Source organism: Glutamicibacter sp. AGC46, assembly GCF_053543715.1.
The window spans coordinates 497,966-516,027 of the sequence record NZ_JBLVOJ010000025.1 but is presented as its reverse complement, the minus strand read 5'-3'; the positions used below and the strand labels follow the sequence as shown (position 1 = coordinate 516,027).

Annotated in this window: 19 protein-coding genes; 15 read left to right on the top strand and 4 right to left on the bottom strand. The window is 62.4% G+C overall.

Features of this window, described 5'->3' with window-relative positions; genetic code table 11:
* Nucleotides 1-22: 22 nt before the first annotated feature.
* Nucleotides 23-814 carry a CatB-related O-acetyltransferase gene (locus ACNPM8_RS17425; protein ID WP_448940297.1) on the bottom strand — a complete coding sequence of 264 codons (792 nt, stop codon included), beginning with the start codon at nt 812-814 and terminating at the stop codon, nt 23-25.
* A gap of 78 nt (nt 815-892) precedes the next feature.
* Entirely contained in the window at nt 893-2,701 is a 1,809-nt protein-coding gene (locus tag ACNPM8_RS17420) for a glycosyltransferase (protein ID WP_448940296.1), read from the bottom strand.
* Nucleotides 2,702-3,059: 358 nt separating this feature from the next.
* On the opposite strand from ACNPM8_RS17420, the gene ACNPM8_RS17415 reads away from it, so the two are divergent.
* Nucleotides 3,060-3,188, top strand: coding sequence for a hypothetical protein (locus ACNPM8_RS17415; protein ID WP_286134218.1), 129 nt, complete (start codon nt 3,060-3,062; stop codon nt 3,186-3,188).
* Between the two features lie 118 nt (nt 3,189-3,306).
* On the opposite strand, the gene ACNPM8_RS17410 is transcribed toward ACNPM8_RS17415, so the two are convergent.
* Complete coding sequence (locus tag ACNPM8_RS17410) at nt 3,307-4,314, bottom strand: ABC transporter substrate-binding protein (protein ID WP_448940295.1); 1,008 nt, start codon at nt 4,312-4,314, stop codon at nt 3,307-3,309.
* Nucleotides 4,315-4,567: 253 nt separating this feature from the next.
* On the opposite strand from ACNPM8_RS17410, the gene ACNPM8_RS17405 reads away from it, so the two are divergent.
* The 3 genes from ACNPM8_RS17405 to ACNPM8_RS17395 all read left to right on the top strand — a co-directional run bounded on the left by ACNPM8_RS17405 (nt 4,568) and on the right by ACNPM8_RS17395 (nt 8,367).
* Nucleotides 4,568-5,515 carry a FecCD family ABC transporter permease gene (locus tag ACNPM8_RS17405; RefSeq protein ID WP_448940294.1) on the top strand — a complete coding sequence of 316 codons (948 nt, stop codon included), beginning with the start codon at nt 4,568-4,570 and terminating at the stop codon, nt 5,513-5,515.
* Nucleotides 5,512-6,567, top strand: coding sequence for a FecCD family ABC transporter permease (locus tag ACNPM8_RS17400; protein WP_332731483.1), 1,056 nt, complete (start codon nt 5,512-5,514; stop codon nt 6,565-6,567). Before ACNPM8_RS17405 ends, ACNPM8_RS17400 begins: the two co-directional genes overlap by 4 nt.
* A gap of 63 nt (nt 6,568-6,630) precedes the next feature.
* Complete coding sequence (locus ACNPM8_RS17395) at nt 6,631-8,367, top strand: hypothetical protein (RefSeq protein ID WP_448940293.1); 1,737 nt, start codon at nt 6,631-6,633, stop codon at nt 8,365-8,367.
* Between the two features lie 46 nt (nt 8,368-8,413).
* On the opposite strand, the gene ACNPM8_RS17390 is transcribed toward ACNPM8_RS17395, so the two are convergent.
* Complete coding sequence (locus ACNPM8_RS17390) at nt 8,414-9,043, bottom strand: LysE family translocator (protein ID WP_448940292.1); 630 nt, start codon at nt 9,041-9,043, stop codon at nt 8,414-8,416.
* Between the two features lie 250 nt (nt 9,044-9,293).
* On the opposite strand from ACNPM8_RS17390, the gene rpsP reads away from it, so the two are divergent.
* The 11 genes from rpsP to ACNPM8_RS17335 all read left to right on the top strand — a co-directional run bounded on the left by rpsP (nt 9,294) and on the right by ACNPM8_RS17335 (nt 18,028).
* The gene (gene rpsP / locus ACNPM8_RS17385; RefSeq protein WP_105657730.1) at nt 9,294-9,704 is read left to right on the top strand and encodes a 30S ribosomal protein S16; all 411 of its coding nucleotides are present in this window, start codon (nt 9,294-9,296) and stop codon (nt 9,702-9,704) included.
* 2 nt (nt 9,705-9,706) lie between these two features.
* Nucleotides 9,707-9,949, top strand: coding sequence for an RNA-binding protein (locus ACNPM8_RS17380; protein ID WP_038991490.1), 243 nt, complete (start codon nt 9,707-9,709; stop codon nt 9,947-9,949).
* Between the two features lie 154 nt (nt 9,950-10,103).
* Complete coding sequence (rimM, locus tag ACNPM8_RS17375) at nt 10,104-10,646, top strand: ribosome maturation factor RimM (RefSeq protein ID WP_448940291.1); 543 nt, start codon at nt 10,104-10,106, stop codon at nt 10,644-10,646.
* A gap of 3 nt (nt 10,647-10,649) precedes the next feature.
* Nucleotides 10,650-11,474 carry a tRNA (guanosine(37)-N1)-methyltransferase TrmD gene (trmD, locus tag ACNPM8_RS17370; protein ID WP_448940290.1) on the top strand — a complete coding sequence of 275 codons (825 nt, stop codon included), beginning with the start codon at nt 10,650-10,652 and terminating at the stop codon, nt 11,472-11,474.
* Nucleotides 11,475-11,724: 250 nt separating this feature from the next.
* Nucleotides 11,725-12,084, top strand: coding sequence for a 50S ribosomal protein L19 (gene rplS, locus ACNPM8_RS17365; RefSeq protein ID WP_133833440.1), 360 nt, complete (start codon nt 11,725-11,727; stop codon nt 12,082-12,084).
* A 13-nt stretch (nt 12,085-12,097) separates the two neighbouring features.
* The gene (lepB, locus tag ACNPM8_RS17360; protein WP_448940289.1) at nt 12,098-12,745 is read left to right on the top strand and encodes a signal peptidase I; all 648 of its coding nucleotides are present in this window, start codon (nt 12,098-12,100) and stop codon (nt 12,743-12,745) included.
* 424 nt (nt 12,746-13,169) lie between these two features.
* Nucleotides 13,170-15,341, top strand: a complete 2,172-nt coding sequence (locus ACNPM8_RS17355) for a S1 family peptidase (RefSeq protein WP_448940288.1) — start codon at nt 13,170-13,172, stop codon at nt 15,339-15,341.
* Between the two features lie 173 nt (nt 15,342-15,514).
* A complete protein-coding gene (locus ACNPM8_RS17350) occupies nt 15,515-16,102 on the top strand; it encodes a hypothetical protein (RefSeq protein WP_448940287.1) in 588 nt (195 codons plus the stop codon).
* A 164-nt stretch (nt 16,103-16,266) separates the two neighbouring features.
* Nucleotides 16,267-16,971: a signal peptidase I gene (gene lepB, locus ACNPM8_RS17345; protein WP_286134539.1), complete on the top strand. Its 705-nt coding sequence runs from the start codon at nt 16,267-16,269 to the stop codon at nt 16,969-16,971.
* An 11-nt stretch (nt 16,972-16,982) separates the two neighbouring features.
* The gene (locus ACNPM8_RS17340; protein ID WP_105661214.1) at nt 16,983-17,708 is read left to right on the top strand and encodes a ribonuclease HII; all 726 of its coding nucleotides are present in this window, start codon (nt 16,983-16,985) and stop codon (nt 17,706-17,708) included.
* Nucleotides 17,708-18,028, top strand: coding sequence for a DUF2469 domain-containing protein (locus ACNPM8_RS17335; RefSeq protein WP_105657739.1), 321 nt, complete (start codon nt 17,708-17,710; stop codon nt 18,026-18,028). Before ACNPM8_RS17340 ends, ACNPM8_RS17335 begins: the two co-directional genes overlap by 1 nt.
* Nucleotides 18,029-18,062: the final 34 nt, after the last annotated feature.

The following is an 18,062-nucleotide window of genomic DNA, read 5'->3' as shown; positions in this document are numbered from 1 at the left end:
CCCGGGGGGCCACTTCCTGTCTTCACCCGGTTCCGGTGCCCAGGGCCTCCAGGTGCTCGGCAATGGTCTTGGCGGTCAAGGGCCTCGTCTGGAATGGCCGCACAGTCCCTGCCTCGGCCTGCTCGAGCACCTGCTGGGCGAAGGCGGCCGGGTTGGCCACGTCCAGGTGGGTCAGGTTCTCCGGGGCGTACTGCCACCACTGCGATGCCTGGAGGGCCTGGACGGTCGGCGCATCGAAGCGGTCGCGGATCTTCTTGGCCGGCAGGCCGCCGACCACGGTGTACGGCTCGACGTCGCTGGTGACTACGGAATTCGAGGCGATGACCGCGCCGTCGCCGATGGCGACCCCATGGCCCAGCGTGACCTTTTCGCCGATCCATACATCGTTGCCGATGGAGATCTTCCCCGGCGTGTAGCCGTACTTCGTTGTCCCCAGTTCCGCGCCGTGATCGGCCGCGTAGGTGCGCATCAGCAGCCGCTGGTTGTAGAACACCGGGCTGGTCGATGCCCACTCCAGGGGGTGCTTGGCTCCCATGACAGTCATGCCCTTGGCGATCGAGGTGAACCGTCCGACGCTGATGGCCTTGTTGAGCTTTGAATGGGTGTAGGAGAACGCGCCCATGCGCGGAAGGGCTGTTCCGCTGGTTCCCCAGAAGGTGGTGTAGGGATCCAGCGCGAGGTCTTCCTGGTAGCTGATCCACGCCTCGGGATTGCAGGTGCTTCCGGTGTTCTCGAAATCCTTCATGCCCGGAACCGTCATGAGGATCCGGTGGCTTTTGAGCAGCGGTCGCAGTTGGGACATCTGAATTCGCATGCGATCGACTTTATGGGACCGGACTTGGAGAATTGTCAGCAAGTCCCGAACGCGCGCTGGATGCGAGCTGCTGCCCGGCTACTGCTTGGGGCGGAAGGAGAGGTTCTTGTGCGTGGTGAAGTACGGCAGGATCATTGTTTCGGGCAGACCCAGGCGCTTCATTTCCATGGCCTTGCCCACGCGCAGGCGCAGGTTCACGTCCACCGCCGCATCCTGTTCCTGGGTCTCGCCCAAGAGCTGCGGCTCCACATCGAAGACCGCCAGCTGCTCGTCCACACTGCTGCTGGCCACGGCCGCGATTTCTTCCTTGCTGTCCCGATTGACGAAGACCAGCTCGAAGGTAGCCGGATCGGGCAGGTCTTCGACGTGGGCCCGATGCTCCACCCGCACCTGCAATCCCTGGCCGTCAGGGAAGTCGACGCCCCGCAGTTTTGCTTCGAAATGCGGGACGCGGTTCTTCGCGCCGAGCTTCTTGAGCATCTTCGCTATGGACATGGTGTCCTCCCAAAGTGAGACTAGATCGCGAGCTTGGTACTCGCTGGCAAATGTGCGGGCCTGCTGCGACATCCGGGCGGCCAGGGCGGGATCGTCCATGAGCTGCTGCACCCGGTCGGCCATGGCCTGGATATCGCCATGGCGGACCAGGAAGCCGTTATGCCCATCGGTGATGCTGTCGGCTGGCCCGAAGTTGATGTCGAAGGAGACCGGGATGCATCCCTGGGCCTGGGCCTCGAGGATGACCAGGGCTTGGCCCTCGTTGGTCGAGGTGAATAATTGCGCCGTGCAGGAAGCGAAGTGGCGGGGGAGCTGGTCGGAGTAGCCGTGGAAGATGACCGACTCGCGCAGGCCCAGCTCGGCGGCCCGTTCCGCTAGCGCGTCGCATTCGCTGCCCTGGCCGACAATGTGCAGGGTTGGCCGCTTGCCGCGAAGAGCCAGCTCGTGGAGGACATCCAGGGCGGCGGCTACGTTCTTGTTGGGGGTCAGCGAGCCGGCCACGATCAGGCTGGTCGAGCTGCGTGCCGGTACCGGCGGTTGCACGGTGGACGGGTTCAGCGGGTTGGGGATGACGAATGCCGAGTCGGCTTCGCCGAAGCGGTCGACATAGGCCTGGCGCTGGGCCTGGGTCAGGAAGACGAAGGCATCCCAGTTGGAGCGTTCTTCGATGATGGGCCCGTGGCCCTTGGAGAGCTGGCCGCTGGCAAGGTCCAGCCCCTTGGCCACATGGATGCTGTGGAACGCGAATACCTTGGGCACGTGCACCGGTTTCCAGGAAGCGAGCATGGCCGCGGTGTACTTGCTGTCGATGACCACCAAGGAGTTCGGGTGGTCGACGATCTGCGACAGCCAATGGCGGTAGAACGACGCCGCGCTGGGGAAGCGGGCCACCAGGGTTCCGCTGCGGTCAAAAGCCTCAACGATGCGGCGGGCCTTCCCGTCGTGGAACTTCATATCGGACAAGAAGGCGGTGCCATCGGCCCGGTAGTACGTGGTCTTCTTGATCCCGCCTTCGGGGCCTGCAACACTGTGCTCGCAGAACAATGCGGCGCCCTGGCCGGGGTGGTGGACGGACTTGCGTACCGTGAAGTCCAGGCAGGCCGGTTCGGCCTTCCGCTCGGGGATGCTGGTCTGCGGCTGCAGGTCATGGTCCGCCAGGTGGAGGTAGGGATTGAGCACCCGGACCTTGGGCGAAAGCTTGCCGCGCGCGACGAGTTCCTCGACGATCTGCGGGAGCTGTTCGTTGGGGCCGAAGGTCACCACCGCGGCAGAACCGTGCCGCTGGGCGAAAGCGGCCGCGCGCTGGGTGCAGACGGTGGTCATCCCGCCGAATTCGCGCTCAAGCTTCCACGTGACCATGTAGGCGTCCAGCTGCTGTTCCCTGATATCCACGGAGAATGATCCTTAGTTTGACCACGGCAAAGTTAATTTCGCGCGAGGATATGCAGTTCCTCGCGCCAAATTCCAGACTACGCGGTGAAGCTAGGCGGGCGCTGGGAAGACGCAGTCGTGTCGTCTTCGATTTCCCTGGCCTGCACCGCAAGGCTGGCCCAGTGGCCGAAGAAGCCGCCAACGCGGATTCGAATGTATCTTCGAAAACGCCATGGCGCTCGCCGAAAGCCGTGGGAGAATCGCCGGGAAGGCTCCAGCCCTTGCTCTTCGGTGCGAAACTTCCTATGGTTCAGGTTATGGGGTACTTTCCCCGCATTTGTTGGAGGCGCAGCGCGTCTCCGGTAAAGGACGGCACGTCATGTCGAGCAAATCCCCACGCAAGGGCGAAGCGAAAAAACCAGGCAAGAGCATCAAGGAAAAGCGCGCTGAGAAGCGGCTGAAGCACGCGGAGGTCGCTGTCGATCCGGTGCGCAAAGCTGCCAGATAACCACTGATTGGCACCGGTTCCCGCGCGCGGAGCCGGTAAATGAATCGAGTCCCTGCCTACGGCGAACGACGCCGGGCAGGGACTCGAGTATTTTAATTGCCGGTATTCCGGGCGCCGCTTAGGGCAGCTGCGGGTCGACCTCGAAGTGCTCGGCGACCTGGGTGATGACCTCGTGGGCGCCCTGCAGCGACACCGAGGAGAGGAAGATCGAGTCGTCGACCTGCATGACCTCGCCTTCCAGCTTCTCCCACAACGGGTTGGAGGTGAACTTGTCTTCCTGGGCGCGCGACGCGTCGCCCTCGGCCCCTTCCGGGGACCAGGTGGACTGGAAGATCACTTCGGCGTCGGCCTTCAGGATTTCCTCCGGCGACAGCGGAACGAAGATCGACTCGGTGGTATCCGGGGCATCCTCCGGGCGCGGAATGCCCATGTCCACCATGATCTCGCCGATGAACGAATCGGTGGCGTACAGGCGCGCGGTGTCCTCGCCGGCGAAACGCACCAGCGAGTAAGTGGTCTCGGGCTTCTTTGCCAGGATTTCCTTGCCCACCGCGGCGGCGCGGGCCTCGTACTCAGCCACGGCCGTTTCCGCCTGGTCCTTCTTGCCCAGGGCCTCGCCCAGCAGCACCACGTTTTCCTTCCAAGTTGGTCCGGTGGACTCGGAGAAGATGGTCGGGGCGATCTTGTTCAGCTGGTCGTACATGGCGCCCTGGCGCACGTCGGCGGAGATGATCACGTCCGGCTCGGTGGCCAGCAGCTTTTCCAGATCCGGTTCGGTGATGGTGCCGACGTTCACGGCTTCGTCGGTCTGCTCGGTGATGTCGCCGAGGTACTCGGGGAAGGGGTTGTTGCCCTTGCGGTATTCGGTGTAGGCCACCAGCTCGGCTCCCAGCAGCATGGCGGCATCCACGTAGGAAGGGTCCAGTGCGGCGACGCGCAGCGGCCGTTCGGCCAGCTCGGTGGTGCCGCGGAAGTGCTTGATGGCCGCCGGGAAGCTGGAATCGGCTTCCGCGGTGGCGGCGGTTTCTGCCGGCTCGGTGCTCGGGGAAGAGCTGGCGCAGGAGGACAGGGCCAGTGCGGCCGCGGCCAGTGCGGCGCTCAGGGCGAGAATGCGGGGAGTGTGCATGCGAGTGCTTTCCATGAAGGTGATTGACTAATTAGCGCATGATGTATTTTTGCTTGCCCCACTTAGGCAAGGGTAAGCTTAGCGCGCGAGAAGAACAGTAGCATGGATCCGGCCGTCCTGGTCAAGGTCCTGCGACATCATTGCTTCGCATATCCTGCACGCACCCGCCGCGCACTCCGCGGCCCGAGAAAGGCCACCGACCATCGACCGCACCACACCGCGCATCAGCTCGCTGCTGGCCCTGGCCGCCGGCGTGGGCGCCGCCATCGGGCTCAGCCTGTGGATCGGCAGCACCACCTCCAGCTTCGCCGAGCTGCGCCACGCGCTGCTGGCCCCCGACGGCCAGGTCAGCGACATCGCCATCCGCGAGATCCGCTGGCCGCGCACCGTCACCGCGCTGGCCGCCGGCGCCGCTTTGGGGATGGCCGGCACGCTGATCCAGGGCCACACCCGCAACCCGATCGCCGAACCCGGCCTGCTGGGCATCAACCAGGGCGCGGCCCTGGCCATCGTCTCGGTCGCCGCTTTCACCGGCCCGCTGCCGGCGTGGACCCAGGCGCTGCTGGCCCTGGGCGGAGCGCTGCTGGCGGCCCTGGTGGTCTTCGGCATCGGGCGCATCGACGGGCGCGGGGGATCGCCCATCACCTTGCTGCTGGTGGGCGCCGCGGTCACCGCGCTCTGCGCCGGAGTGGTCTCGGCCATCGTGCTGCTGAGCGAGGCCGCCCTGGAAACCCTGCGCTTCTGGCAGGTCGGCTCCGTGGTCCAAGGCTACGAATCCTTCTTGTCGCTGTGGCCGCTGCTGGTGGCCGGCACCGTGCTGGCCCTGGCCAATGCCCGCGGGCTGAACGCGCTGACCCTGGGCGAGGATTCCGCACGCAGCCTCGGGGTCACCGCCCTGCATGCCCGCGGGCTGGGGCTGGCGGCGATCGTGGCGCTGTCCGGGCTGGCGGTCACCCTGGCCGGGCCGATCGCCTTCCTGGGCCTGCTGGTACCGCATATTTCCCGGCGCATCTTCGGCGCCGACTACCGCTGGGTGATTCCCGGCTCGGCCCTGTGCGGCGCGCTGCTGCTGTGCGTAGCCGATGTGCTCGGCCGCATGCTGGACCGCCCCGGGGAACTGCCCGTGGGCGTGGTCATCGCGCTGCTCGGCGCGCCCTTCTTCATCTACGTGGCCCGGCGCCGCAAGGCGGTCACCGTATGAGCGCCCCGGCGATCCGCACCCCCGCTTCCGCGGTGCGCGCCCGGCGCGCTGTGGCTACCGGCCTGATCCTGCTGGCCGTGGCCCTCGCGGCCTTCTGCCTGCACCTGGCCATCGGGGGCACCCCGATCGCGCTGGGCGATGTGGTGGCTACGCTCTTCGGCGCGGCCCCGGATCCGCGCACCGAGCTGACGATCATCGAGTTCCGGCTGCCGCGCAGCGTGGCCGCGGTGCTGGCCGGGGCCGGCTTCGGAGTGGCCGGGGCGCTGACCCAGAACGTGGCGCGCAACCCGCTGGCCAGCCCCGACATCCTTGGGGTGACCAACGGAGCGGCCCTGGGCGCGGTGGCCGTGCTGGCCCTGAGCGTGCACGCCGGCGGCCGTTCGGAACTGCTGGTGCACTACGGGCTGCCCATTGCCGCCACCTTGGGCGGCTTGCTGGTCTCGGCCCTGGTCTTCGCGCTGGTCTGGCACAGTTCCCTGGAAAGCAACCGGCTGGTGCTGGTGGGCCTGGGCTTTTCCGGGCTGTGCGCCGCACTGACCTCCTGGATGCTGACCCTGGGAGAAATCTACAACGCCCAGCAGGCGCTGACCTGGCTGGCCGGGACCATCAACGCGATCTCCTGGGCCGACCTGGCCTTCGCGCCGGTGGTCATCGTGCTGGGACTGGCCGCGGCCGCGCTGCTGCGCAACCAGCGCGAGGTGCTGGCGCTGGATTCGGATACCTCCCGCGCGCTGGGCATGAACCTGGGGCGCGACCGGGTCCTGATGCTCGGCATCGCCTCGCTGCTGGCCATTGCCGCGACCGTGATCGCCGGGCCGCTGGCCTTCGTTGCGCTGGCCAGCGGGCATGCCGCGCGGCTGGTGGCCCGCGGCACCATCCCGCCGGTGCCCCATGCCGCGCTGATCGGGGCGATCTTCGTGCTGCTGGCCGACCTGGTTGCGGCCCGGGCTTTCCCGGTGATCCTGCCTGCCGGGGTGGCGACCGCGGTGATTGGCGCCCCGTACCTGATCTTCCTGGTCATCCGCCAGTCCAAGGTCCGCCAACGCGGCTAGCGGCTTATCCACAGTTGGCGATGGCTGCCAGCTTGGGCCTCTGGCCGCGCCCATGATGGGTCCATGGGCATCCACCAGCTAGCCGCAGCGATCCAGGTCCTGCGCGAATCCATCACCGGGTCGCTCCCGCGCGGAGCGACCCAAGTGCTCCTTGAGCTGATGGCTTCCTGCTGCGCGCTGCTGGCCAAGCTCTCCTGCACCCTGCGCGAGTCCGATGACCCGCGGGTGGCGGCGGGGCATGCGCGGCTGATTGAAACGCTCTACCGCTACACTCTGCGGGAGCAATTGCACAGCGCTATCCATCTCGAATCAACCGGCGCCCACCTGCTGGAAGACGATGAGCTGGCGGCCGTTTCCGCATCGCGGACCAGCTACGACCGCCCCGCCCGCCAGCATTCAGGCCGCGCCCACTACCAGAACACCGGCGACTTCCTGGCCAGCTGGCTGGGGATCAACGCCCATGAGGGGCAGCACCGGGTGAATGACGCGCACCTGCTCATCGCCCGGCGCCTCATGGATGGCAGCACCGCCGCGCCGCGCTTGTCCCAGCTGGCCAGGCTCTACGCCGAAGCGCCGGACCTGGACCCGCGGCTGATTGCCCGCACGGCCCGCGCACTGGACAAATTCGAGCCGGCTGACACGAGCTTCCAAGGCCGGCCGCTGGAATCGTCCGCCCGCAATGAACAGGGCCAGCTGCTCGATCACCAAGCCGCCGCGCTGCTGCAGGAACCTGACCGTGCCACCCGCGAGACCCAGCTCGCGGCAATGCTTTCCGCTGAGCGCAGGGCACGCAAGCAAACCAGGAACCCGGCACCCGGCATCTATCCGCGAGGCGCCGTGGGCGACTGCGACAAGTACGAGCTCTACATCGCCGGGACCCAGCGCGAGGAATTCCGCTCCACCCTGGCCCAGGCCGATAACCCGCGTACCAAGGCAGGCAAAGCCGCCCGTGCCGCCAAATCCGGTTCAGGCGCTGCCCCTGATGATGGCCAGAACGCCTCAGAGGACCAGCAGGAAGCGGATCCCGGGGCAAATGCCGGGCAATCAGCCACCGACGACCTGTTCAGCAGCAAGGAACCACCACCGCCATGGGCCCAGGACGGGCACGGGGAGGAAGAATCCTTGTCCGGAGCGCAGCAACAACCTGACAAGCTTGTTGATGAGCAGGAAACGCGCGGCGCAGGCGGAGCAGGTGAAGGCCTCCAAACGTCCCTGCTGCTTGGCGATGGGGAGGTTCCGGTGGCCCAGCGCCGGCTCAACGCACTATTGGCCGCGCTGAGAGGGCGCACGGCAGGTGCCGCGCCCAATGGAATCATTCCAAGGATCGGCATCCATATCCAGTTGCGCGATCCGCAGGATCTTGGCGATCCGGCCAAGCTTCGCGCCACCTCCGACCACGGGGTGAAACTCGATTCCGCGGACACCGCACAGCTGATCTGCCAAGGCGAGATCTACCGGGTGGTCTTCGGACCCGATGGGCAACCGCTGGATGTAGGACGCAAGGAACGCTTCTTCACGGATGCAATGAAGCGCGCAATTTTCGCCCGCGACCGCGGATGCATCGTCCCGGGATGCACCGCACCGCCTGAAATGCTCGAATACCATCACGACAACTGGTGGGAACGTGGCGGGTGCACTTCATCGCGCAATGGCAGCTGCCTGTGTCGGAGGCACCACCATGCCATTCATGCAGGATTGCTGACCCTGGTTACCGTTGGGGGACTGGCTCACATCCTGCTGCCCAAGCACCTGGACCCGATGCAGGTACCGCGAAGAAACAGTGTTCCGGTGGCCGCCTGAGCACCCGGAGCCGCGAACTGCTGCACCTGCCGGCGTGGCCAAGATGCTATGGGCGCGAGAGCGCAACTTTCAGTCCGAACCCGATCAGCACTGTCCCGGTGATCCGGTCCATCCAGGACACCGACTTCGCTGAGCCCAGCCAGCGGCCAGCGATCCGAACCCCGTATACCAAGGCCACTGCCCACACCAGGGTCAGTGCAACATGCACCGCCGATAGCCCCATGCCCATGAATAGGGCGTTGGTGCCCGCCGGGGTGAACTGCGGGATCGCGGCGATATAGAAGACGCCGATCTTCGGGTTCAGCACGTTGGTCACCAGCCCGGTCAGGTAGGTTCGATACCTGCTGTGCGATACCGGGACATGGATCGTGGCCAACTGCTTGCCCCGCAGGCTCCGATGGATCATCTGCCCGCCCAGGAACACCAGATAGGCTGCGCCGGCATAGGCCAGCACATGGTAGGCCAGGGATGAGGCGGCCAGAATTGCCGAAGCTCCCGCGGCCGCGGCCACACCCCAAACGAATACTCCCGTGCAGATCCCCAGCGCCGCCAGCAGCGCTTCACCGCGTCCCCGGGCAATGGCCGATCGCAGGATCAGTGCGGTATCGACACCCGGAATCAACGTCATCAGGGCGGCAACTATACTGAAACCCAGCAAGGCGGAATCAACGGTCATGCACTCAATGCTAGAAGCTGCATCTGGGCGCAGACCCCAGGGTGAGCAAGCTCATGATCTTCGCCCGACGCGCGGGGCCAATTAGAGTTGGCCACCGCGCACGCTCTCTGGCATAATTGCAGGGTACTCGATTCGCAGTGGCCCCTCTCTCCGCTATGAGTCCTGTCCTTTTAGAATCCGACCAGTAAGGCCTGCCCCACAGGTGCTAAAAATTGGATTCGACCATGTTGAGAAACAGGAGACCACAAAAGTGGCCGTAAAGATTCGTCTGAAGCGCTTCGGTAAGATGCGCGCACCTTTCTACCGCGTTGTCGTCATGGACTCGCGCGCTAAGCGCGATGGCCGTGCCATCGAGGAGATCGGCAAGTACCACCCAACCGAGAACCCATCGGTTATCGAGATCGATTCGGATCGTGCACAGTACTGGCTGTCCGTTGGCGCTCAGCCAACCGAGCAGGTACACGCACTGCTGAAGATCACCGGTGACTGGCAGAAGTTCAAGGGCATCGATGGCCAGGAAGGCACCTACAAGGTTGCCGAGCCTAAGCCAGCATTCGTTGCTCCTGACAAGGGTTCGGTGATCCTCCCAGAGGCAATCACCAAGAAGGCTGAAAAGCCAGCTGCTGAAGAGGCAGAGGCCGAAGCTACCGAGGCTGAGTAACAGTGCTCGTTGACGCGCTAGACCACCTGGTACGCGGGGTTGTCGAGGAACCGGAAGACGTCAAGGTCGCCTTGAAGTCCACCCGCCGCGGCGACCTGCTCGAAGTACGTGTGAACCCTGAGGATCTCGGTCGTGTGATCGGACGCCAGGGACGCACCGCACGAGCACTGCGCACCGTAATGGCAGCGTTGGCCAAGGAGCCGGTACGTGTCGATGTAATCGACACCGACCGTCGCCGAGGCTAAGCAACTTAGAGGTCTGGCTTTTAAGTTGGCTTCGAAACGAAAGGAGTTTCCGTCCTAACTAGTGACGGAAACTCCTTTCGTGTTTACCCCTAGAATTTCCATTCCAGTCTCCCGGCACACGCCACGGAACACAGTGCAGAAAGAGCAGCAGACTATGCGATTGCAGGTTGCCCGCATCGGCAAGCCCCACGGCATCCGTGGCGAAGTCACCGCCCAGGTCATGACCGACACCCCGGAAGAGCGCTTCACCGCTGGCGAAGAACTCATCGTCGTCGACGGCCCGGTCAAGACGCTGACCATCGCCAATGCGCGCTGGAACAAGACCATCCTGCTGCTCTCCTTCAAGGAAATCGCCGACCGCAACCAGGCTGAAACCCTGCGCGGCGCGCGCCTTGAGATTGAAGTTTCCGACGAGCCGGAAGACGACTCGGACGAATGGTACGAGCATGAACTGCTGGACCTGAAGGTCATGCTCGATGGCGAGCAGGTCGGTACCATCACCGCACTGCGCACCAATCCCGCCCAGGACCTGTTGGTCTTCGAAGACGCTGACGGCCAGGAGATCTACCTCCCGTTCGTCGACGAATTCGTCCCGGAGATCGATCCGGAAGCCGGCATCGTGGTCATCACCCCGCCGGCAGGCCTGCTGACCTTGAACAGCGATGAAGTCGGCAGCGACGAAGAGGGACAAAAGTAAGCCATGCGTCTTGACGTCATCTCGATTTTCCCTGAGTACCTCCAGCCGCTCTCGCTTTCGCTGATCGGCCGCGCCGCCGAAGACGGCATCCTGGATCTGAACGTCACCAACCTGCGCGACTTCACTGCCGACAAGCACCGCAAGGTCGACGACACCCCGTACGGTGGCGGCGCCGGCATGGTGATGATGCCGGAACCATGGGGACAGGCACTGGACGCGGTGCGCCCAGCCGATGCTGGCGGCCCCAAGCCAACCCTGATTGTCCCTTCGCCTGCAGGCGCCGTCTTCAACCAGCAGATGGCCTACGACCTTGCCGAGGAAGAGCATCTGGTCTTCGCCTGCGGCCGCTATGAAGGCATCGATGAGCGCGTCATCGAATACGCGCACGAGAACTTCAACGTCATCCCCGTATCCATCGGCGATTACGTGCTCAACGGGGGAGAAGTGGCCGTGATGGTGATGGTGGAAGCCATCGCCCGGCTGATCCCAGGAGTCATCGGCAACCCGGAATCACTGGTGGAAGAATCCCACGCGGATGTCTTGCTGGAATACCCGGTTTACACCAAGCCGGCTTCCTGGCGCGGACGCGATGTCCCCGAAGTGCTGCTCGGTGGCAACCACCAGCGGGTGGGGCGGTTCCGCCGCGATGAGCAGATCAAGCGCACCGCAGCGCGTCGCCCTGACCTGATCACCCAGCTGGATGCCGAGAGCCTGAACCGCAGGGACCGCGATGCCCTGTGGCACAGCGGATTCGCGCTCGTTGACGGTGCCATAACCCCCAAGTCCGAATTGGACTGGGCTACCGGTGCTGGTACCGAGAGCGACTAAGAGGCCAAAATCACCCGAATGCCATTTCGGGCAAACTCGCATCGGCTTCGCTGATACGGCATAATTGTTTCTTGGTGTGTTTTTGTTCGACTCCTGCCGCAGGGGGAAGTTCGAGCCACAGAAGACCACCGCACCGTTTGCTAGAGGCAATCGGTGGTACAACGTTCCGGGGATTTCACTGGTTTCGACCGGTGTCGGGCCCCGCTACGAGGATTCGGTGACCTGCGGCATTGATCCTAGGAGATGCACTATGCATATTCTTGACTCTGTTAACGCAGCCTCGCTGCGCTCCGACGTTCCAGCCTTCGGCCCAGGCGACACCCTGAAGGTTCACGTCAACATCATCGAAGGCAAGAACTCCCGTGTTCAGGTCTTCCAGGGCTACGTCCTTGGTCGCCAGGGCCAGGGTGTTGGCGAGACCTTCACCGTTCGCAAGGTTTCCTTCGGCACCGGTGTTGAGCGTACCTTCCCAGTTCACTCCCCAATCATCGAAAAGATTGAGGTTGTGACCAAGGGTGACGTTCGTCGTGCAAAGCTGTACTACATGCGCGATCGTCACGGCAAGGCTGCTCGCATCCGCGAGAAGCGCGACTTCAGCGCAAAGAAGTAATCTGCGTTCTTCAATGAACCGGATTGCACGCACTGAGCGGGCAACATTGAAGCGCCGGGCCTTTTCATGGGTCTGGCGCTTCGCTGTACTCGCCATCATTCTTGGCCTGCTGGCCACGATTGCCATTCGCGCCACCGTGATTGACGTCTTCCATATCGAGTCCAACTCTATGGAATCCACGCTCAACCCTGGCCAGAGCATCGCAGTAGACCGCCGCGCTTACTCTGATACCGAACCGCAACGCGGAGACGTCATCGTCTTCGATGGCCGCGGCTCGTTCCTGCCCTACGCCAAGGCCAGCTTCGCAGATGATCTGCTCACGGCCTTCAGCCTCACAGGGAACAGCAATAAGTACGTCAAGCGCGTCATTGGCGTTGGGGGAGACATCGTGGAATGCTGCAGTGCCGATGGGCTACTGCTTGTCAACGGCGAGCCGGTAGACGAGCAGTACATCTTCGCTGTAGATGCTCCGAGCGAACAGAAATTTTCCGTAGAAGTGCCAGTTGGCCGCTTGTGGGTCATGGGCGATCACCGCTCCACTTCCAAGGATTCGCGGGCATTGCTGGGCGCAAGCGGCGGCGGAATGATCAGCGTCGAGCGCGTCACCGGCAAAGCGACCGAGGTGATTTGGCCGCTCGATCAGCGTTCAGTAATCAGGTGACACGCCGTAGCAACCGGCGATTTTGATAGCGCCAGATGGGTAGAACTACCCATCTGGCGCTATTTTTCTAGGTTAATGGAATTAATTCGGATGGATTTCCATCCCACCCGATTTGCTGTGCAATTGGTGTGTAAATTTCGCGACAACACTCAGGATCCACCAAGCTGACTAGGGATTAGAAAGAGAAGTCCAATCTTAAACCAATACTACTGGCACGTAAGTTGTAACCAAGCTCGATGAGGGTAGAGCTATTTGACTAGGTGAAACGGGTTCTGGAATTTATATTTTTGTTGGATTCGATGGTTGAAAAGCTGTGTCGGAACCAAGTATTGTTTCATTTTGGTAACAACACCTGTGCTTACGCGCGCGCCCTTAGGTAAGGGGACGCGCGGGCACTCGCACCATAAATCTGGGAGAAGCATTAATGCCACATCCAAAAAAGAAGACTGCGCAACGCGGCATCGTTGCAGCAGCCGCGACCGCCTTGGTGGTCGGCTCTAGCTTCATGCCTGCCGCAGCGGCGCCAACGGCCTCCGAATCGCCGTCTGCGTCCGCTACGGCAAGCGAGAAGCCTTTGGCCAGCGAAACCGCTCTGGACACCGAGGGGCTCGACAAGGCTATTGAGAAGGACCTCAATAAGTCCGTTGAAGAGTACGTCAAGGACGGGGAGACCAGCGACGCTGCTTCCAAAGTCCGCGACGAACTGAATGCGAAAGGCATTGACGCCACTGCCTCGGTGAAGGACGGCAAAGCCGAGATCACCGTAAGCAAGAAGGACGCTGCCAAGGCCAAGGAGATCGTCAAGGCCAGTGCAGCTCCGGCTCCTATCGTGGTGACCGAAGTTGACTCGCAGGTCAAGACCGTAGACAAGGTCTACACCGAGCTTTTGGCCAACATCGAGCCGAAGGAACTGAAGCGCATCACCGCTATCCTTCAGACCAACGATGGCTTGAAGATCTACGCAAAGGGCTTCGACGAGAAGGAAGCTGCGGACGAACTGAAGTCCAAGTCCGCTGGCTCCCTGCCTGAGAAGCTGACCGTTGAGCAGTTCGTCAGCGAAGCTACGCACGTTGACGGTGTAGAAAGCTCGGGTGTTGCCAAGACCACCGCCGCAGAGGATATTTACGGTGCCCTGGGTTACGCAATGGACAAGTCCGGCGCACCTACTAGCACGTCGACGGTCTGCTCGCTCGGATTCACCGCGTGGACCGCAGAGGGTGAAGATGCCATCATCTCGGCTGGGCACTGCTCGGAAGATGGCGCCACCAAGATTTTGGGCCTTGCCGAACAGTCGGTTCCAGGCCAATCGCCAACTCTGGGTGCCGAGCTGGGTACTTTTGGATTCAACCAGTTCGGTGGTCCGGGTAATTCGGGCCTATCCGCCGAAGAACTGAACTCCTTGACCGAGGAAGAGTTCAATAACCTGGAACCAGGCACGGACATCTCGGTGATCGATAACATCAATCCTGCGCTGAACTTGCACGCTGCTGTGTCCGAATGGGCTGACGGCAACGAACCTCGCGACGAAGTTATCAACGTGACTGGCACGACCAAGGCACTAGTTGGGTCGGAAGCTTGCTCTTCGGGCCGTACCACCGGTTGGAGCTGCTCCCCGATTATCGGTGAAGGCGTCTTCTTCGTTGGTGGCTCGGATAAGACCTACCGTTCAGTTGCTGGCTATGTCGCTGAAAATCCTGGCCAGAGCGTGCTTGACCAGGGTGACTCCGGTGGCCCAATGCTCGTAGGCAGCAAGGCGGCAGGCATCAACTCGGCCAACGCCGCAGGTGAAGACCTGGAGGAAAACACCGCTGATGACATCGCCATGTACACCTCGCTCGATGATGTCTTCGACAAGGGCTACATTGATGGCTACACGCTGAAATTCCATATCAATACCCCTGCCATCACGGTGGAAAACGGTACTGAAGTTGAACCTGGTGAAGCAATCACCGGTACCCTTGCCAATGCTCCGGCTGGCACCATCATCCGTGTGGTCGTTGACGGCAAGCTCTACAAGAAGGTTGAGCTGGACGCTAAAGGAAACTTCTCGTTCCCAGCCCCGGAAGAACCAGGAAAGTTTGCGTTCAGCGTTGTGGCCAAGAACGGCTTCAACACCTCTGAGCGGGTCAACGCCAACGTCGTGATCGTTGCTGCGCCGACTCCAACTCCGACGCCGACTCCAACCGAGGAACCGACTGAGGAGCCAACCGAGGAACCGACTGTGGAGCCTACCGAGGAACCAACTGAGGAACCAACTACGGAGCCTTCCGAGAGCACCTCGCCATCGCCTTCCGAGGAACCAACTACTGAGCCTTCCGAGAGCACCTCGCCATCGCCTTCCGAGGATGAGAGCGACAAGCCATCGGAGAGCACCTCTCCTTCGGCTTCGGAGGACGACGACAAGTCGGAAGCTCCGAAGGACCAGAAGGACGACGAGCCAAGCAAGTCTGCAACTCCAAAGGAAACTCCTAAGAAGGACGATCCTTTGGCGGATACCGGTTCGAACAGCGTTCCGCTGATCGCCGCCGGTGGCGCAATGGCCCTGGCCGGTGCGGCATTCCTGCTGTTCCGCCGCAACGCACGTCGCCACGGCTAAGGGATTCTGTTCCGGCGGGATTGGATCCTGCTGAAAATGCCCCGCTACTTGAGAACAAGTAGCGGGGCATTTTTACTTGGCACACATGTAGCTCCTTGGTTGCTCTACGATTTCGGCACTAGTCTCAAAGCTAAGATCGTTGCGGCAACGTGAATATCACCGAGGTGTAAATTATGAATTTCAACGCTAGAACTTCACGCACGCCAATCATGCTGGCCTCTACTGCCGCCATGGCTGCCCTATTGCTAACCGGCTGCGGTCAGGGAACCGATCCAGGTGCGCAGGCTACGGCCAGCGCCACGGGATCGGAATCCTCGCAGCAAACAGGAAACTCGAGCGGGAACACCGTGGACCAAGACGCACTGCTCCAGACCAATGACCAGCTCTCCGAAGCCTTGGGCGATGAATACGTCCAAGGCTGGATCAAGGACGGGCAGCTGAACGTTTCGACGACCAGCGAAGCGCAGCTATCCGCTATTGAAGAAGCCGGGGCCATCGGGCACCTAGTCCAATTCAACAGCGAGGAGCTTCGTTCGGCGATTTCCGAAATCATGAAGTGGCAGGGCAAGCAGGAAAACCCCGTGCGCACCGCCATCCATGCATACACGCTGAATCCTGAAACGGGCGGCATCACCCTGTCGGTGGATAAGAGCCAGCTGGACGAAGTCCAAAAGCTGATTGAAGCTGAGAAGCCCATCGGCGAAATCCCCGTGGACTACAAGCAGAGCGGTGGCATCATGTCGCCTGCTGCCACCCAGTAGCCCGCAGTCCGCTTGAACGGACGCACCAATGGCCAGGCCCGGCGACGGACCTGGCCATTGGTGCGTTTCTGGGCAACTGGCCGTGGCTATGCAATGATCCGCTGCGCCTGGCAAGACACGTAAGATGGGGACTACACGCGACAATGGAAGGTACTAATCGAATCGTGAGCGCAGCATCAGCAGAGACTCCTCCAAGCAGGGGACCCCTATACAAAATATGGCGCTTCGTCCGCGAGATTGTCATCATCATCGCGATCGCGCTGCTGCTCTCGTTCGTGATCAAGACCTTCTTCTTCCGTGCCTACTACATCCCATCAGGCTCCATGGAGCATACCCTCGAGGTCAACGACCGGATTTTCGCCAACCTCATGGTTCCCGGGCCGTTCGAGTTGGAACGTGGCGACGTCGTCGTCTTCCGCGATGACCAGGAATGGCTGCCACCGCTGACCGAGTACCCCACCGCGTTCCAGAATGCGCTCTCCTTTGTCGGCGTGCTGCCAGCGGCTGATGAGCAGTACCTGGTCAAGCGCATCATCGGCATGCCCGGTGACACCGTGGAGTGCTGCACCGCGGAAGGTGCCATCACGATCAACGGCGAGCCCATAGACGAGCCGTACATCTTTGACGGCGACAGCCCGTCAGACATGGAATTCAAGGCGACCGTCCCAGAGGGAAAAATCTGGGTGATGGGTGATCACCGAGGTGCCAGCGCGGATTCCCGCTTCCACGCCGATCGCCAGGGTGGCTTCGTCGACCTCGAATCCGTCCAGGGCCGCGCTTCGGTGATCTCTTGGCCAACCTCGCGCTGGGGCATCGTCGACTCGCACGAAGAAGTCTTCGCCAACGTCCCGCACGCAGTGGCGAAGTAGGGGCACCGCCCATGGCCGTTTTGAAGAGCAAGGCAACCACGCTAGAACATGAGCGCGCCTTGGCAGCCAAGCATGGGTTCCGCTATATCGCAGCGGTCGATGAGGTGGGACGCGGCGCCTTGGCTGGTCCGATTACCGTCGGCATGACGGTGATAGATATTGAGCAGGTCACGGAGTTCCCAGCGCTGCGCGACTCCAAGCTGCTGAGCCCGGAAACCCGTACGGAACTGGTCGATCCAGTTCGCCAGTGGGCCGTGGGGTACGGCGTCGGGCATGCCTCTGCGGCTGAAATCGATGAGCTGGGAGTTACTGGCGCCCTGCGCCTGGCCGGATCGCGGGCCATGGAGCTGTGCGCGGTACAGCCCGAGGCGGCGCTTCTGGATGGCAGCTACGACTGGCTGACCGCACCGGAACCGGACCTCTTCGACATCCTGGCCGATGACCGCGAACCCGTGGGCCTGCACATCCCGGTGACGACCATCATCAAAGGCGACATGACCTGCCAGGCGATCGCTGGAGCTTCCATTCTGGCCAAGGTTGAACGCGATGGAATCATGGTTGATCTGGCCACCGAGCATCCGGCCTTCGGCTGGGAGATCAACAAGGGGTATGCCACCGCTGCGCATCGTGCCGCGATCGTTGCGCAGGGTCCCTGCGACTACCACCGCAAGAGCTGGAACTTGACTTCGGGTGCTGATCAGGCCCAAGGTGAAGCCACGACAAAGAAAGCAAAGTGATGGCTGCCGACGACCTGGAAAACTACGAGTCCGACATGGAACTGCAGCTATACCGCGAGTACAAGACCGTGGTGGGGCTGTTCAATTACGTGGTCGAGACCGAGCGCCGCTTCTACCTGGCCAACCAAGTGGACGTGAAGACCCTGTCCAACGCCGGGGAAGTGTACTTCGAGTTGAACCTCACCGACGCGTGGGTCTGGGACATCTACCGCCAAGGGCGCTTCGTGAAGTCCGTCAAGGTGCTGACCTTCAAGGACGTCAACGTGGAAGAACTGAACCCTGACGAGTTCCAGATCCCGAAGGATGGGCTGGGCTCCTAGCGCGAGGCACTGCGGCATTCGATCGCCGGCTCTG